The organism is Flavobacterium sp. (assembly GCF_013823965.1).
Classification (GTDB): domain Bacteria; phylum Bacteroidota; class Bacteroidia; order Flavobacteriales; family Flavobacteriaceae; genus Flavobacterium.
This window is the reverse complement of record NZ_PNNA01000066.1, coordinates 61,051-75,918: the sequence shown is the minus strand read 5'-3', so window position 1 is coordinate 75,918 and position 14,868 is coordinate 61,051. Positions and strand designations below refer to the sequence as shown.

Below are 14,868 nucleotides of genomic sequence, written 5' to 3'. Positions count from 1 at the left end.
CCTAGCTCGTCGTAGAGCCAAAGGAAGACACAAATTGACTGTTTCTAGCGAACCAAGACATAAAAAATAATGTTTCTATAAACATCATAAAGGCGTTACTTTTTTTAGTATCGCCTTTTTTTATACCTTATCGTTAAATAAGTTTCAAGTCCAGGATTTAATGTTGCAGACGTAACTAAAATTCAAGAACTTTGAACAAATCATAAAACAACAAACTACTACACAATGCCAAAAGACAACTCCATAAAATCGGTTTTAATAATAGGTTCAGGTCCAATCGTTATTGGGCAAGCTTGCGAATTTGATTATGCTGGTTCCCAATCGGCGCGTTCTATCCGTGAAGAGGGAATTGAAGTAATCTTGATTAACTCGAATCCTGCAACCATTATGACCGATCCATCGATGGCCGATCATATCTATTTGAAACCATTGACCACCAAATCCATTATTGAAATCCTGAAAGCGCATCCGCAAATCGATGCTGTTTTGCCAACAATGGGAGGACAAACCGCCCTGAACTTGTGTTTGGAAGCGGACGAAAAAGGAATTTGGGCAGATTTTGGAGTGAAATTAATAGGTGTCGATGTAAATGCCATCAACATTACGGAAGACAGAGAGCAGTTCAAGCAACTTTTAGAAAAAATTGGAGTTCCTGCCGCGCCAGCAAAAACTGCAACTTCTTTTCTTCAAGGGAAAGAAATTGCACAGGAATTTGGCTTCCCGTTGGTTATCCGTCCTTCGTTTACTTTGGGAGGAACCGGAGCGGCCATTGTATATAAAAAAGAAGATTTCAACGAACTTTTGACTCGCGGGTTAGAAGCTTCACCTATTCACGAAGTGCTGATTGACAAGGCTTTGATGGGTTGGAAAGAATACGAATTGGAATTGTTGAGAGATAAAAACGACAACGTTGTGATTATCTGTTCTATCGAAAATATGGATCCAATGGGAATTCATACCGGAGATTCCATCACGGTTGCTCCGGCTATGACTTTGTCGGACACGACTTTCCAAAAAATGAGAGATTATGCCATTTTGATGATGCGCAGTATCGGGAATTTTGCTGGAGGTTGTAACGTGCAATTTGCGGTTTCGCCAGATGATAAAGAAGATATTGTGGCGATTGAAATCAATCCACGTGTATCGCGTTCATCAGCTTTGGCATCAAAAGCGACGGGTTATCCGATTGCAAAAATTGCTTCGAAACTGGCTTTGGGTTATAATTTAGATGAATTACAAAATCAAATTACAAAATCAACTTCGGCGCTTTTTGAACCGACTTTGGATTATGTGATTGTAAAAATACCACGTTGGAACTTCGATAAATTTGAAGGAGCCGACAGGACTTTGGGACTTCAAATGAAATCCGTAGGTGAAGTAATGGGAATTGGACGCTCGTTCCAAGAAGCCTTGCACAAAGCCACGCAGTCATTGGAAATCAAAAGAAATGGATTGGGAGCTGACGGAAAAGGGTACACCAATTACGAGCAAATTATCGAGAAACTGACTAATCCAAGTTGGGATCGTGTTTTCGTTATTTATGATGCCATCGCGATGGGAATTCCATTGAGTCGCATTCACGAAATCACCAAAATCGATATGTGGTTCTTGAAACAATACGAGCAATTATACAGCTTGGAAAGAGAAATATCCAACTTCAAATTGGAAACATTACCAAGAGAATTGCTTTTGGAAGCCAAACAAAAAGGTTTTGCCGACAGACAAATTGCGCACATGTTGGGTTGTCTGGAAAGCCAAATTCACAATTTGCGTTCCGAAATGAACATCAATCGCGTGTTCAAATTAGTGGACACTTGTGCTGCAGAGTTTAAAGCGCAAACACCTTATTATTATTCGACTTTTGAAGCCGAAATTGAAAAAGCAAACGGAGAACGCTACGTTCACAACGAAAGCATCGTAACCGAAAAGAAAAAAATAATTGTTTTAGGTTCAGGACCAAACCGAATTGGACAAGGAATTGAATTTGATTATTCTTGTGTTCACGGGGTTTTGGCTTCCAAAGAATGCGGTTACGAAACCATAATGATCAACTGTAATCCAGAAACGGTTTCGACAGATTTTGACACTGCCGATAAATTGTATTTCGAACCAGTATTTTGGGAACATATTTATGATATTATCCAACACGAAAAACCAGAAGGTGTCATCGTGCAATTAGGAGGGCAAACAGCTTTGAAAATTGCCGAAAAATTAGCCAAATACGGAATAAAAATTATTGGAACCAGTTTCGATGCTTTGGATTTGGCGGAAGACAGAGGCCGTTTTTCTGATTTGTTGACGGATTTAAAAATTCCTTTTCCAAAATTTGGAATTGCAGAAACGGCGGACGAAGCTTCGGCTTTAGCGGATGTTTTGGATTTTCCGTTATTGATTCGTCCTTCTTATGTTTTGGGTGGTCAAGGAATGAAAATCGTTATCAATAAACAAGAATTAGAAGAGCACGTAATCAGTTTGTTGAAAACCATTCCGGGGAATAAATTGCTTTTGGATCATTATTTGGATGGTGCCATCGAAGCTGAAGCTGATGCGATTTGCGACGGTGAAAACGTGTACATCATAGGAATAATGGAACACATTGAGCCTTGCGGCGTGCATTCTGGCGACAGTAACGCGACTTTGCCACCGTTTAATTTAGGGGAATTTGTGATGACTCAAATTAAAGATCATACCAAGAAAATCGCCTTGGCATTGCAAACCGTTGGTTTAATCAACATCCAGTTTGCCATAAAAGACGATATCGTTTATATCATTGAAGCCAATCCTAGAGCTTCTCGTACTGTGCCGTTTATTGCAAAAGCGTATGGCGAACCGTATGTAAATTACGCCACGAAAGTAATGCTTGGCGTGAATAAAGTAACGGATTTCAAATTTAATCCCCAATTGAAAGGCTATGCGATAAAGCAACCAGTTTTTTCTTTCAGCAAATTCCACAATGTAAACAAAGCATTGGGGCCAGAAATGAAATCAACGGGAGAAAGTATCTTGTTTATTGACGATTTGAAAGACGACCAGTTTTATGAATTGTACTCTAGAAGAAAAATGTATTTGAGTAAATAAACTCGATTTTGAATAATGAAAAAGCCCCATGATTGGGGCTTTTTTGGTTTTAAGTTGATTTGTATTTCAATTGTATATTTTTCAATCAATCAAACTTTGCGCTCTATTATCTTTATTTTGGGTAAAGGAAATATTATATAAAGCTAATGTCTTATTGCTTTTTCATTGGTATTGTTTTCTTGATTTTATTTTTGCCTAGCGTATTTAAATATTCCAAAAGCGGAAACAATGGTCCAACTTCCTTCTAAAATTATAAACGGCCAATAGTTCATAAGAACTGAAGCCAAACAAGCTAGTCCAGCACCCAGAAAATTCATTTGTAAATAGATTAAACTGTCTTTCCCAATTTTGTCCGTCAAGTTTAATAAGTAGGCAATCAATAAAATAGTCACTCCAATAAACCCAATGCCATCAGTTGCATTCATGCTGTTTTTTTTAAAAAATTTACGATTTCAAATATAATCGAAATTCCTAATATTCCTATTTCCACTTTTAGCTAATCCTTTTGAAATTCCTCAAGGACACCACAAAAAATAGTCAAAAAACAATTATTATAAAACTGAACTTGTTGTTATTTACTTTTTTTGAAATGAATTAATGGGTTTTAAATAAAAAATAACATACATTTGTTTATTAATTTTTTGAAAATGATAAACAATGTTAAAAGTGTGTTCAGCATAAAAGACCTAGAAAATCTTTCAGGCATAAAAGCACATACGATACGTATTTGGGAAAAAAGATATAATATTCTCGCGCCAATGCGAACGGATACCAATATTAGATTGTATGATCTCGTGAGCCTGCAAAAACTTTTAAATATCACTTTACTCCACGATTATGGATATAAAATTTCAAAGATAGCCACTTATCCTGAAGACCAAATACCATTATTGGTCAGGGAAATTATCTCTGAAAAAAGTGCCAAAAACCATGCGATAAGTGCTTTTAAAATGGCCATGATGGATTTTGACCAAGAGTTGTTTTTTACTACTTATGCTCAATTGCTTTCGGAAAAATCGTTTAAAGAAATCTTTTATCAAGTGTTTATTCCTTTGATGACGGAATTGGGTTTGTTGTGGCAATCGGAAACCATAACGCCTGCACATGAGCATTTTATCACTTATTTGATAAAACAAAAATTGTTGATAAATACAGAAAAGCTCCAGGTATTGAGGCCTACAAAAACAGACAAGGTTTTTGTTCTTTCGCTTCCAATGAATGAAGTGCATGAACTGGGACTTATGTATTTGAACTACGAGACCTTGTTGCATGGGTACAAAACAATTTATCTTGGCGAAAGTATGCCTATTGAAAATCTGGCAGATTTAAAAAAACATTTTAAATCGATAGTGTTTGTTTCCTATTTAACAGTTCAGCCTGACAGGGATTCGATTAATGGGTATGTCAACCGAATGATTCAAGAGTTGTTGGACGAAAATACGGAGCTTTGGTATGTAGGCCGAATGGTTGAATTCATTTCCAAAGACGAATTTTCTGATAAAATTAAAATATTTCATTCTATTACCGATTTAGTTGATCAAATTTGATTGTTTTGTTTAATCTTTTTATATATTTGCTAAACAAATGAAGAAAACAAAAACAATAACGATTATAGGTTCAGGTTTTTCCGCTTTGGCAGCTTCTTGCTACTTGGCGAAGAATGGTTTTGAAGTAACCATTTTAGAAAAAAACAACACGGTTGGAGGAAGGGCAAGACAACTTTCCAAAGACGGTTTTACATTTGATATTGGCCCAACTTGGTATTGGATGCCGGATGTATTCGAGAAGTTTTTTGCCGATTTTGACAAAAAACCATCGGATTATTATCATTTGGATAAACTAAATCCTGCTTACGAAGTTTATTTTGACAAAGTAGATTCGATTAAAATTCCGGATAATCTTCCTGAAATTTTTTCGATTTTCGAAAAACAGGAAAAAGGAAGTGCCAAGCATTTGAATGTTTTTTTGGATAACGCCAAGCATAATTATGATGTGGCCATCAAGGATTTGGTATATCGTCCGGGAATTTCCATAACCGAATTGATTACGCCCGTTACCATCCGAAAAGTAAACCAGTTTTTTAGCACCATTAGAGCCACGGTTCGAAAGAAAATCAAGAATCATCGCTTGCAACAAATAATGGAGTTTCCGGTTTTGTTTCTCGGGGCAAAACCGTCCAATACGCCTTCATTTTATAGTTTTATGAATTATGCTGATTTCGGTTTGGGCACTTGGCATCCAAAAGGAGGAATGTACGAAGTGGTCAAAGCGATGGTAACTTTGGCAACGGAATTGGGCGTAAAGATTGAAACCAATCAAAATGTAGAAAAAATCAATGTGGAAAATGGCGTGGTCAAAAGCGTGGTTTCCAACGGAATCAAAATAGAATCTGATTTCGTTTTAAGCGGAGCCGATTACCATCACACGGAAACTTTATTGGACGAAAAATACCGAGGTTATTCAGAGAACTATTGGGACAGCAAAATTTTTGCACCATCTTCCTTGTTGTTTTACGTAGGCTTTGACAAGAAAATTGAAAATGTTTCGCATCACACTTTATTCTTCGATACCGAGTTTGACGTGCATGCCAAGGACATTTACGACAATCCCAAATGGCCTGAAAAACCACTTTTTTACGCCAGTTTTCCCAGCAAAACAGATGAAACGGTGGCTCCAAAAGGCAAAGAAGCTGGAATTTTTTTGATTCCTATTGCTCCCGGAATTGAAGATACTCCAGAAATAAGAGAGAAATATTTCCATGATATAATCGAAAGATTTGAGCAATTGACCAACCAAAAAGTATCGGAAAACATCCTTTTCAAGGAAAGTTTTTGCGTCAATGATTTTGTCAACGATTACAATTCATACAAAGGGAATGCTTACGGATTGGCCAATATCCTGACCCAAACCGCTTTTTTGAGACCCAAGATTATCAGTAAAAAAGTCAAGAATTTATTTTTTACGGGACAATTGACCGTTCCCGGACCGGGAGTTCCGCCATCGATAATTTCAGGAAAAATAGTATCCGATTTGATAAAATTGTCCACGGATTAAAAAGATTTTCACAGATTTTCAATAACTAATAACAGAGAAATCTGTGAGAATCTGTGAATTCTGTGGCAAAAAGACCTAATAAAATTAGGGTAGTTATATATAAAAGCAATTTTAATAACCATAAATATGAAAGATTTATTTGACGAAGTATCGCATAAATGCAGTGTGTTGGTGACCAAAAATTACAGCACGTCCTTTTCTTTGGCTGTTAAAATGTTGGCGCCCAGCATTCGCGAAGCCATTTACAGCATCTATGGTTTTGTGCGTTTTGCCGACGAGATTGTCGATTCTTTTCACGGTTTCGACAAAGAAACCTTGATTAATGAATTTGAAAACGACTATTACAAAGCCCAAAAAGCGGGCATTAGTTTGAACCCGATCCTGAATTCTTTTCAGCATACGGTAAAAAAATACAACATCACCGACGATTTGATTCAGTCGTTTTTGAAAAGTATGAAAATGGATTTGGTCAAATCGGATTACCACAGCAAGCAGGAATATGACGATTATATTTACGGTTCTGCCGATGTGGTAGGATTGATGTGTTTGAAAGTTTTCGTGAAAGGTGACGACCAAAAATACGAGGAATTGAAAGCCGAAGCGATGCGTTTGGGTTCTGCCTTCCAGAAAGTAAATTTCCTGCGGGATTTGAAAGACGACAACTTAGTTTTGAATCGAAATTATTTTCCGGGAGTCGATTTGAAATCTTTCAACGAAAGTTCCAAAGCGATGATTATCAAAGAAATAGAAGAGGATTTTCGAGTTGCATTGCAAGGCATAAAAAAATTGCCTTTGGAAGCTGAATTCGGCGTTTACACTGCCTATGTTTATTATAAAAAATTGTTGAGAAAACTCGAAAATACGCCTTCTCACAAAATTGGAACCGAAAGAATTCGTGTTTCCAATTACGCCAAAGGACTTTTGTTTGCCAATTCTTTTGTATCTTACAAATTGAAATTGGTTTAAATTGCCATTTTATTAATCTATATAAAGTTCTGAAAATGACTTCTTTCTTGATTTTTTTGGCCACTTATTTACTCATGGAATGCGTGACTTGGTGCACTCATAAATTTGTGATGCACGGTTTTTTGTGGTATTTGCACGAAGACCATCACCAGCCTAAATACGCCCATATTTTTGAGCGCAACGATTTGTTTTTCGTGATTTTTGCCATTCCCAGCATCCTCTTGTTTTATTTTGGGGCAGAAGCCGGTTTCGATTACCGATTTTTCATTGGCTTGGGAATTTTTGCTTACGGCTTGAGTTATTTTATCGTGCACGACATCATTATTCATCAACGGTTGAAGTTGTTCAAAAATACCAAAAACAAATATTTGGTAGCCCTTCGCAAAGGTCATAAAGTACATCACAAGCATTTGGGGAAAGAACACGGAGAATGTTTCGGAATGTTGTTTGTGCCTTTAAAATATTTTAAAATATAATATGTCATTATACTTTTTTTTAAATATCGCTTCCTTCATCATTCCGTTTCTGTACAGTTTCGAAAGTCGAATGAAATACATCAAACGATGGAAAGCTGTTTTTTCTTCGATCATAATTACGGCTATTTTCTTCATTATTTGGGATATTGTTTTTACGAAAATGGGCGTGTGGACTTTTAATCCACGGTATCATTCGGGAATCGAATTCTTTGATTTGCCTATCGAAGAATGGTTGTTTTTCATCTGTATTCCGTATGCAAGCATTTTTATTCATTTTGCTTTTCACTATTTTTTTCCAAAGGTTTCCTTGACGGATCAAACAGTGCGGATCATTTATTGGATTTTAATGGTGGTGCTTTTGCCTGTAATTTTTCTACATTGCGATAAATGGTACACGGCGATAAATTACACGGTTTTGGTATTGCTTTTGACTTACACCGTTTTCAAAGCTCCCCAAATTTTGAACACTTTTTTCATCACTTTCCTGATAATATTGATTCCATTTGCCTTGGTCAACGGGATTTTGACGGGCAGTTTTATTGACGAACCCGTGGTGAGGTACAACAATGCTGAAAATTTGGGAATCCGATTGGGAACTATTCCAATTGAAGATGTGGGTTATGCCTTTTCGATGTTGTTGATGAGTTTGGCTCTGATAAAAAAAATAGAAAAATAACGGTTAATCAACCCTGACAGGGTTCAAAACCCTGTCAGGGTTAAAAGAAGAATACAATGAAAGTATATAAAAAAGAAACGGTTCAGCATATCAACGCCAGTATTGAGGAATGCTGGGCTTTTTTCTCCAGTCCGAGGAATTTGCAGAAAATTACGCCCAACACAATGGGGTTTCAAATTACGGATTTCGACGGGAAAAATATGTATGCCGGACAAATTATCCAGTACAAAGTCTCGCCACTTTTGGGCTTGAAATTGCGTTGGACGACCGAAATCACCATCGTGAAAGACAAGCAGTATTTCATCGACGAACAGCGTTTTGGGCCTTATGCGCTTTGGCATCACAAACATTTTTTTGAACCAACTGAAAACGGAGTAAAAATGACCGACGTGGTTCATTATGCCTTGCCGTTGGGAATTATTGGTCAAATGATGAATGCTTTGGTGGTCAAAAATAAACTCAAGGAAATCTTTGAATATCGAGTGAAAGCCGTCAACGAAATCTTCAATTCTAAATAATGAATAAACAAGAAGTAACTATTTTTTGGTTTCGCCGCGATTTGCGATTGGAGGATAATGTGGGTTTATTCCACTCCTTACAATCCCAATATTTGGTGATTCCCTTATTTATTTTTGATGATTCAATTTTGGATTCTTTGCCTAAAAATGATGCCAGAGTGGGTTTTATTCACGAAACGCTTTCGAAAATAAACCAGAAATTACAGGAAACGGGCAGTTCGCTTTTGGTAAAAAAAGGGAAAACACAAACCGTTTGGCAAGAACTTATTCAAGAATTTGATGTCAAGGAAGTGTTCTTCAACAAAGATTACGAACCTTTTGCGATTAAAAGGGATTTGGCTATTGAAGAATTGTTGAAAGCCAATAAAATAGATTGTTTTTCCTTTAAAGACCAAGTCATTTTCGAGGAAAACGAAATCGTGAAAAGCGACGGATTGCCTTATACGGTTTACACGCCATTCAAAAATAAATGGTTGGAAAAATACAATGCAACGGCTCCAGTTCGAGAATATGATGCCACAGAAAAGTTTTCCAGTTTCCATAAATATGATTTTGTTTTTCCTTCATTGGAAGAAATAGGATTCGAGGAAAGTGCCATAAAAGTCATTCCTCATAACTTGAAAAATGTTTCGACTTACCACGAAACTCGTGATTTTCCGGCTTTGAATACCACATCATATCTTTCGCCCCATTTGCGTTTTGGAACGGTAAGTATTCGTAAATTAGTGAATTGGGCGGCTCGAAAAAACCAGGTGTTTTTGAGTGAGCTGATTTGGAGGGAATTTTTTATGCAGATTTTGTTTCATTTTCCCAAAGTGGTGACACACAATTTCAAATCGGCTTACGATGGCGTTCAATGGCGGAATGACGAAAAGGAATTTAAGCGCTGGTGTGAGGGCAGGACGGGTTATCCAATGGTAGATGCCGGAATGCGGGAACTCAATGAAACGGGTTATATGCACAACCGAGTTCGGATGGTGGTGGCAAGTTTTCTCTGCAAACATTTGTTGATTGACTGGAAATGGGGCGAAGCCTACTTTGCCGAAAAATTGTTGGATTTTGAATTGGCGGCCAATGTCGGAAACTGGCAATGGGCTGCGGGAACAGGTTGTGATGCGGCACCTTATTTCCGGGTTTTCAATCCCGAAATCCAGCAGAAGAAATTTGACGAAAAAGGAATCTACATCCGAAAATGGATTCCCGAATTTGATTTAGGTTACGGCCAACCAATGGTCGATCACGCTTTTGCCAGAGATAGAGCTATTGCTACCTATAAAGCCGGCATTTTGAAGTGATTATTTAATGAGTTTGTTAATCATTCCTTCAAAAATAAATCCGTGAAAGGGGAGAACGGCATACCAATATAGTTTTCCCCAAATGCCATCAGGTCTGAATGTTGCCGATTGATATAAGGTATTGTTGATGATTTTGAATTCGAGCCAAGCCTCGCCCGGCAATTTCATTTCGGCGTACAAAACTAATTTTCCTTCCTCTTTGTTGGCATACAAAACCCGCCAAAAATCCAGTGCATCGCCTGAATGAATTTCGTGTTTGTTGGTTCGGCCTCTTCTGGAACCTACACCACCAAATAATTGGTCGATGAAGCCACGCAAATTCCACAACCAATCGCCATAATACCAGCCGGTTTCTCCTCCAATGGACCAAATTCTTTCGATGGTGAAATCTCGATTTTGTATTTCTTTTTTGCGTCGGTCGATGAAACAATCTTTCTTGGGAACCTTCCGAAATGCAGAAATATTGCTGCTAAACCGTCCGCTCACCAAGGAATCTTTCCAGCTGGAAGCGACCTTGTCTTCATCGACTTTTATCAGGGCTCTCGATAGGGCTTGTTCGTAGGACATCGGTTTTACTTCCAACAAATCGTTGATTTTATTGTCCCTGCAAATCACTTCCACCTTCATGCTGCTCACCAAGGCCGAGGCCAATTTATAGGAAGTCGAGGTTACGAAATACAACCAATAGGACGATAATTTTGGCGTCATTACGGGAACGGTAAAAATCCATCTTTTTAATTTTTTTGCTTTGGCAAAACCCAAAAGCATTTCTTTGTACGTTAGAATATCCGGACCACCAATATCGAAACTTTTGCCGTAAGTAACGGGATTCAAGAGTGATTTGGACAAAAATTCCAGAACATCGGGAATCGCAATGGGTTGACATTTGGTATTCAGCCATTTTGGAGTGATCATTATGGGAAGTTTATTGACCAAATCCCGAATGATTTCAAACGAAGCACTGCCGGAACCCACAATAATTCCAGCCCTCAAAGTGGTCACGGCAAAGGTTCCATTGTTCAGGACGTCTTCCACTTTTTTTCTGGAGGACAAGTGTTTGGAAAGCGATTTGTCGTTCACGATACCGCTCAAATAAATGACTTGTTTGGCGATTGTTTGGTTTATTCTATGAACAAAATTTTCTGCCGAAACTCGTTCCAGTTCATCATAATTATTGTCCGAGCCAGACATCGAATGGATTAAATAATAGGCAGCATCAACATCCGTTGGAATGGCGGTCAATGTTTCTTTTTTTAGAAAATCGACTTCGATGACCTTGACGTTTTTCCGAAATTCTTCGGGACAATAAAACCTGTTTTTGTCTCTCACGCAACAAATTACTTCGTGGCCTTGCGTCACCAAAATAGGCAAAAGCCGTTTGCCGATATAACCTGTTGCACCTGTTAAGAGAATTTTCATAGCTTTAATTTAGGAATCAAATTTAACTCAGTTTATTGGAAACTAAACTGATAAATTCTTTTCTGGTTTTGTCTTTTTCGAAAGCACCTGTAAAGGAAGAAGTCGTTGTCACTGAATTCTGTTTCTGGATGCCGCGCATTTGCATGCACATGTGTTGGGCTTCAATCACGACGGCTACTCCCAGCGGATTTAATGCTTCCTGAATGCAATTTTTTATTTGGTCGGTCAATCTTTCCTGAACCTGCATTCTTCGGGCAAAAGCGTCCACAATTCTTGGTATTTTGCTCAATCCGACGATTTTTCCGTTAGGAATGTAAGCCACGTGTGCTTTGCCAAAAAATGGCAACATATGATGTTCACACATCGAGTAAATTTCAATGTCTTTTACGACAATCATCTGTTTGTGGTCTTCCGTAAAAAGAGCCGATTTCATTATTTCCAATGGATCCAATCCGTAACCGTGAGTCAGGTATTGCATAGCTTTGGCTACTCTTTCCGGTGTTTTTTGCAGACCTTCCCGGTTGATGTTTTCGCCCAAATTTTCTATGATTCTTTGGTAGTTATCGGCCAATACTTCGGTTATTTCTTCGTCGTATTGTTCTACTTTCTCGTAACTTTTTATTTCTTTTATCATTTTGGTTTAGCTAATGTTTCTGTTGTTTTTCTATAATTTGAATGTTACAATTCCATAATCCATTTCGAAAACTTGTCCGGAGATGGATTTGGCTTGATCCGAAATCAGGTAATTGGCCATACTCGCCACTTCTTCCGCTTTCAAGTAATTTTTCATTGGATGGCGTTCGATCATGTTTTCCTTCATTCGATCGTTTCGTAAAATTCCTGCCGAAAGCGAGGTTTCGGTAATGGTGGGAGCAATGGCATTGATGCGAACCACCGAAGCCAATTCAGCACCAAGCGATTTGACCAATCCTTCAACTCCCGCTTTGGCCGTGGCAATGCTGGCGTGAAAAGGCATTCCCAGTTTTGCTGCCACCGTGCTGAACAAAACAATCGATGGATTCGTTCCTTTTTTTAATACTGGTAAATATTTCTGAATGGTTTTCACCGCACCAATCACGTTAATTTCGAAATCGTTCCTGAAATCATCGATGCCTAAACTGCCAATGGGTTTTAAATTAATCGAACCTGGGCAATAAATCAAGACGTCAACGTTTTCAATGTCTGGGAGCGTATCCTGCAAGACATCCAAGGAATAATGTTTTAGGTTCGGATGTGAAAGATCAGGAGCATTTCGGCTAATGTTGTGTACTTGGTTCGATTCCAATTGTTGCAACAAAATAGCATTTCCAATTCCTTTGCTACCGCCAATGATTACAATGTTTCTCATGTTTTTATTGGTATTTTTTAAATTCATTGACCACAATTTTCGCTTTCAAATCAAACATCAAATTGTACAATCCAAAAAAAGTGCGGTTCATGTAAATGAAATGTTTTGAACCGCGATTCCCGTTCATTTTTTTAAGATTGGTGTCTTTGGAAAAGCGTTCGCCCAATTGTGCTATGTTTTCGAAAAATATTTCATCCGAAAAATCAAAAGATTCCGATTGAAACGGTTGGGTAAACAATGACAATAAATCGTAAAACATTTGGGTGAAATATTCGATTTCTTCCTTGGAATCGTCCACTCTAAGAATTTCCAATTCGAATAATTTCTTTTCAAAAAGGGTTTTATTGTCTATGACTTCCTTGTTGATTAGCTCAAAATAAGGAATGTAAAACTCGTTTGGAATTTGTTTCATACAACCAAAATCGAGTGCCACCAATTGATTTTCTGAATTGACCAAAAAATTTCCAGGATGCGGATCGGCGTGTACTTTTCTTAAAATATGAATTTGATACATATAGAAATCCCACAACGCTTGGCCAATTTTGTTGGCTGCTTCTTGATTGGTGTTTTTGTTGGTAAACTCCGAAAGATGAATTCCCGTCATCCAATCCATCGTGATGATTTTCTCGGAAGAATATTCGGGATAATAGTTCGGAAAAACCAGATTTTCTATTTTTTCACAGGCTTCGACCACTTCTTGGCTTTGTTTCAATTCCAATAAATAGTTGGTTTCCTCAATCAATTTGTCTTCGACTTCCTTAAAATATTTGTCTGAATCTTTTCCCTGAAGGTTAAACATTCTGATGGCAATGGGTTTTACCAAAGCCAAGTCTGACGAAATACTGTTGGCCACGCCTGGATACTGGATTTTAACGGCCAGTTTTTGGTTGTTTTTGACAGCCAAGTGCACTTGTCCAATGCTGGCGGCATTGACGGAATTGGGATTGAATTCATCAAAGATTTCGTGAGGAGTTTTGCCAAAATTGGTCTTGAAAGTTTTCAAAACCAAAGGTGCGGACAATGGCGGAACCGAGAACTGCGACAACGAAAATTTCTCCACATACGCCTGTGGCAAAAAGCTTTTGTCCATACTCAACATTTGGGCTACTTTCAGTGCGCTTCCTTTGAGGCTTTTGAGTCCGTCATAAATGTCTTCGGCATTGTTTTCGTTGAGTTTGTCGCGGGTCAAATCGCTGTTGACCATTTTTTCGCCGTAATATTTCAGGTAATTTACGCCCACTTTGGCACCGGTTTGAACGAGTTTTGAGGCTCTTTCAATTTTTGAAGTAGGGATATAGTCTATGGTTTTCATTATTTTTTTTGTATTTTTTCTTTGAAAATGAATTTTCCAAAATCGATTAGGCTTTCCAAGGGTGCAATATTCATCAATTCAAAAGTGGCTTTTACTGATTTTTCAATATAAATGTCTGTTTTTTCAAATGCTGGTGATTCGTCTTCCAACCAGAATTTTAGTGTCAATAAAAACTGAATCCAAGCCGTTTCCTGTATCGCTTTTTCTTGAATGTTTTGAAATTTTTCGTACTGGGTTCTCACTTCGTCCGTCATAATTTCGGTGATGTAGTTTTTGAATCCAATTCGTAGGCTCGAAAGCTGCATCAGGTTTTTCAGTTGGTTTTGGTGTTCTTTCAAACTCATCACGACATAACTTCTGTTGGCGGTCAACAATTCGAAGAAGGTAAAGTAAAAACTCAGCATTTTGCTTTGCATGTCGTAGCTTTCGTAACCGGGATCTTTTTGAATTAATTCTTTAGCTTTTTCCAAAAACATTTTAAAAATCTCTTTCTCAACGCTTTCCAATGTTCCGAAAAAGGAATAGAATTCCGTTTCCTCAAAACCATTTGTTTTGGCAAATTGATACACGGACTTAGGTTTGTCGTTATTTTCCAATCTGTAATTCATGTAGATGGAAACTATTTTGTCTTTTGTAATTGGTGTTTTTTTAGCGGCCATTTTTTATGGTGTTTTGAATTAGGGTGTAAAGGTATGTAATGTTTAACGATATTCAATTAAAGTTAAA

Annotated in this window: 14 protein-coding genes; 8 read left to right on the top strand and 6 right to left on the bottom strand. The window is 37.7% G+C overall.

Annotation, left to right across the window (positions count from 1 at the left end; all coding sequences use genetic code 11):
- Positions 1-225 precede the first annotated feature (225 nt).
- Entirely contained in the window at positions 226-3,078 is a 2,853-nt protein-coding gene (carB, locus tag C0430_RS07845; RefSeq protein ID WP_290867698.1) for a carbamoyl-phosphate synthase large subunit, read from the top strand.
- Positions 3,079-3,263: 185 nt separating this feature from the next.
- Here carB and C0430_RS07840 read toward each other — a convergent pair whose 3' ends face one another.
- On the bottom strand, positions 3,264-3,503 hold the full coding sequence (locus tag C0430_RS07840) for a hypothetical protein (protein WP_290867694.1): 240 nt from the start codon (positions 3,501-3,503) through the stop codon (positions 3,264-3,266).
- 222 nt (positions 3,504-3,725) lie between these two features.
- Here C0430_RS07840 and C0430_RS07835 point away from each other — a divergent pair, with 222 nt between their 5' ends.
- From C0430_RS07835 to C0430_RS07805, 7 genes are all read left to right on the top strand, one after another.
- Positions 3,726-4,625 carry a MerR family transcriptional regulator gene (locus C0430_RS07835; RefSeq protein WP_290867692.1) on the top strand — a complete coding sequence of 300 codons (900 nt, stop codon included), beginning with the start codon at positions 3,726-3,728 and terminating at the stop codon, positions 4,623-4,625.
- A gap of 37 nt (positions 4,626-4,662) precedes the next feature.
- Positions 4,663-6,132, top strand: a complete 1,470-nt coding sequence (gene crtI, locus C0430_RS07830) for an NAD(P)/FAD-dependent oxidoreductase (protein WP_290867689.1) — start codon at positions 4,663-4,665, stop codon at positions 6,130-6,132.
- 126 nt (positions 6,133-6,258) lie between these two features.
- Positions 6,259-7,098, top strand: coding sequence for a phytoene/squalene synthase family protein (locus C0430_RS07825; RefSeq protein WP_290867686.1), 840 nt, complete (start codon positions 6,259-6,261; stop codon positions 7,096-7,098).
- Between the two features lie 35 nt (positions 7,099-7,133).
- A complete protein-coding gene (locus tag C0430_RS07820) occupies positions 7,134-7,574 on the top strand; it encodes a sterol desaturase family protein (protein WP_290867682.1) in 441 nt (146 codons plus the stop codon).
- A gap of 1 nt (position 7,575) precedes the next feature.
- Positions 7,576-8,250 (top strand): lycopene cyclase domain-containing protein, encoded by a 675-nt coding sequence (locus tag C0430_RS07815; RefSeq protein WP_290867657.1) that lies wholly within the window; start codon positions 7,576-7,578, stop codon positions 8,248-8,250.
- 56 nt (positions 8,251-8,306) lie between these two features.
- Positions 8,307-8,768: an SRPBCC family protein gene (locus C0430_RS07810; RefSeq protein ID WP_290867654.1), complete on the top strand. Its 462-nt coding sequence runs from the start codon at positions 8,307-8,309 to the stop codon at positions 8,766-8,768.
- Positions 8,768-10,063 carry a deoxyribodipyrimidine photo-lyase gene (locus tag C0430_RS07805; RefSeq protein WP_290867651.1) on the top strand — a complete coding sequence of 432 codons (1,296 nt, stop codon included), beginning with the start codon at positions 8,768-8,770 and terminating at the stop codon, positions 10,061-10,063. The genes C0430_RS07810 and C0430_RS07805 overlap by 1 nt, the downstream gene beginning before the upstream one ends.
- Here C0430_RS07805 and C0430_RS07800 read toward each other — a convergent pair whose 3' ends face one another.
- Genes C0430_RS07800 through C0430_RS07780 form a run of 5 tightly spaced genes read right to left on the bottom strand, consistent with a single transcriptional unit; the run spans position 10,064 to position 14,801 of the window.
- Positions 10,064-11,482, bottom strand: a complete 1,419-nt coding sequence (locus C0430_RS07800; protein ID WP_290867648.1) for an SDR family oxidoreductase — start codon at positions 11,480-11,482, stop codon at positions 10,064-10,066.
- Between the two features lie 22 nt (positions 11,483-11,504).
- Entirely contained in the window at positions 11,505-12,116 is a 612-nt protein-coding gene (gene folE, locus C0430_RS07795) for a GTP cyclohydrolase I FolE (RefSeq protein WP_290867645.1), read from the bottom strand.
- A 30-nt stretch (positions 12,117-12,146) separates the two neighbouring features.
- Positions 12,147-12,830, bottom strand: a complete 684-nt coding sequence (locus C0430_RS07790) for an SDR family oxidoreductase (RefSeq protein ID WP_290867710.1) — start codon at positions 12,828-12,830, stop codon at positions 12,147-12,149.
- Positions 12,831-12,834: 4 nt separating this feature from the next.
- Complete coding sequence (locus C0430_RS07785; RefSeq protein ID WP_290867642.1) at positions 12,835-14,142, bottom strand: AarF/UbiB family protein; 1,308 nt, start codon at positions 14,140-14,142, stop codon at positions 12,835-12,837.
- The gene (locus tag C0430_RS07780; protein ID WP_290867639.1) at positions 14,142-14,801 is read right to left on the bottom strand and encodes a TetR family transcriptional regulator C-terminal domain-containing protein; all 660 of its coding nucleotides are present in this window, start codon (positions 14,799-14,801) and stop codon (positions 14,142-14,144) included. The genes C0430_RS07785 and C0430_RS07780 overlap by 1 nt, the downstream gene beginning before the upstream one ends.
- Between the last annotated feature and the right edge of the window lie 67 nt (positions 14,802-14,868).

What these genes read in the sequence shown, in the direction of transcription:
- carB (WP_290867698.1), top strand. Translation starts at nt 226, where the DNA reads ATGCCAAAAGACAACTCCATAAAATCGGTTTTAATAATAGGTTCAGGT.
- C0430_RS07840 (WP_290867694.1), bottom strand. Translation starts at nt 3,503, where the DNA reads ATGAATGCAACTGATGGCATTGGGTTTATTGGAGTGACTATTTTATTG.
- C0430_RS07835 (WP_290867692.1), top strand. Translation starts at nt 3,726, where the DNA reads ATGATAAACAATGTTAAAAGTGTGTTCAGCATAAAAGACCTAGAAAAT.
- crtI (WP_290867689.1), top strand. Translation starts at nt 4,663, where the DNA reads ATGAAGAAAACAAAAACAATAACGATTATAGGTTCAGGTTTTTCCGCT.
- C0430_RS07825 (WP_290867686.1), top strand. Translation starts at nt 6,259, where the DNA reads ATGAAAGATTTATTTGACGAAGTATCGCATAAATGCAGTGTGTTGGTG.
- C0430_RS07820 (WP_290867682.1), top strand. Translation starts at nt 7,134, where the DNA reads ATGACTTCTTTCTTGATTTTTTTGGCCACTTATTTACTCATGGAATGC.
- C0430_RS07815 (WP_290867657.1), top strand. Translation starts at nt 7,576, where the DNA reads ATGTCATTATACTTTTTTTTAAATATCGCTTCCTTCATCATTCCGTTT.
- C0430_RS07810 (WP_290867654.1), top strand. Translation starts at nt 8,307, where the DNA reads ATGAAAGTATATAAAAAAGAAACGGTTCAGCATATCAACGCCAGTATT.
- C0430_RS07805 (WP_290867651.1), top strand. Translation starts at nt 8,768, where the DNA reads ATGAATAAACAAGAAGTAACTATTTTTTGGTTTCGCCGCGATTTGCGA.
- C0430_RS07800 (WP_290867648.1), bottom strand. Translation starts at nt 11,482, where the DNA reads ATGAAAATTCTCTTAACAGGTGCAACAGGTTATATCGGCAAACGGCTT.
- folE (WP_290867645.1), bottom strand. Translation starts at nt 12,116, where the DNA reads ATGATAAAAGAAATAAAAAGTTACGAGAAAGTAGAACAATACGACGAA.
- C0430_RS07790 (WP_290867710.1), bottom strand. Translation starts at nt 12,830, where the DNA reads ATGAGAAACATTGTAATCATTGGCGGTAGCAAAGGAATTGGAAATGCT.
- C0430_RS07785 (WP_290867642.1), bottom strand. Translation starts at nt 14,142, where the DNA reads ATGAAAACCATAGACTATATCCCTACTTCAAAAATTGAAAGAGCCTCA.
- C0430_RS07780 (WP_290867639.1), bottom strand. Translation starts at nt 14,801, where the DNA reads ATGGCCGCTAAAAAAACACCAATTACAAAAGACAAAATAGTTTCCATC.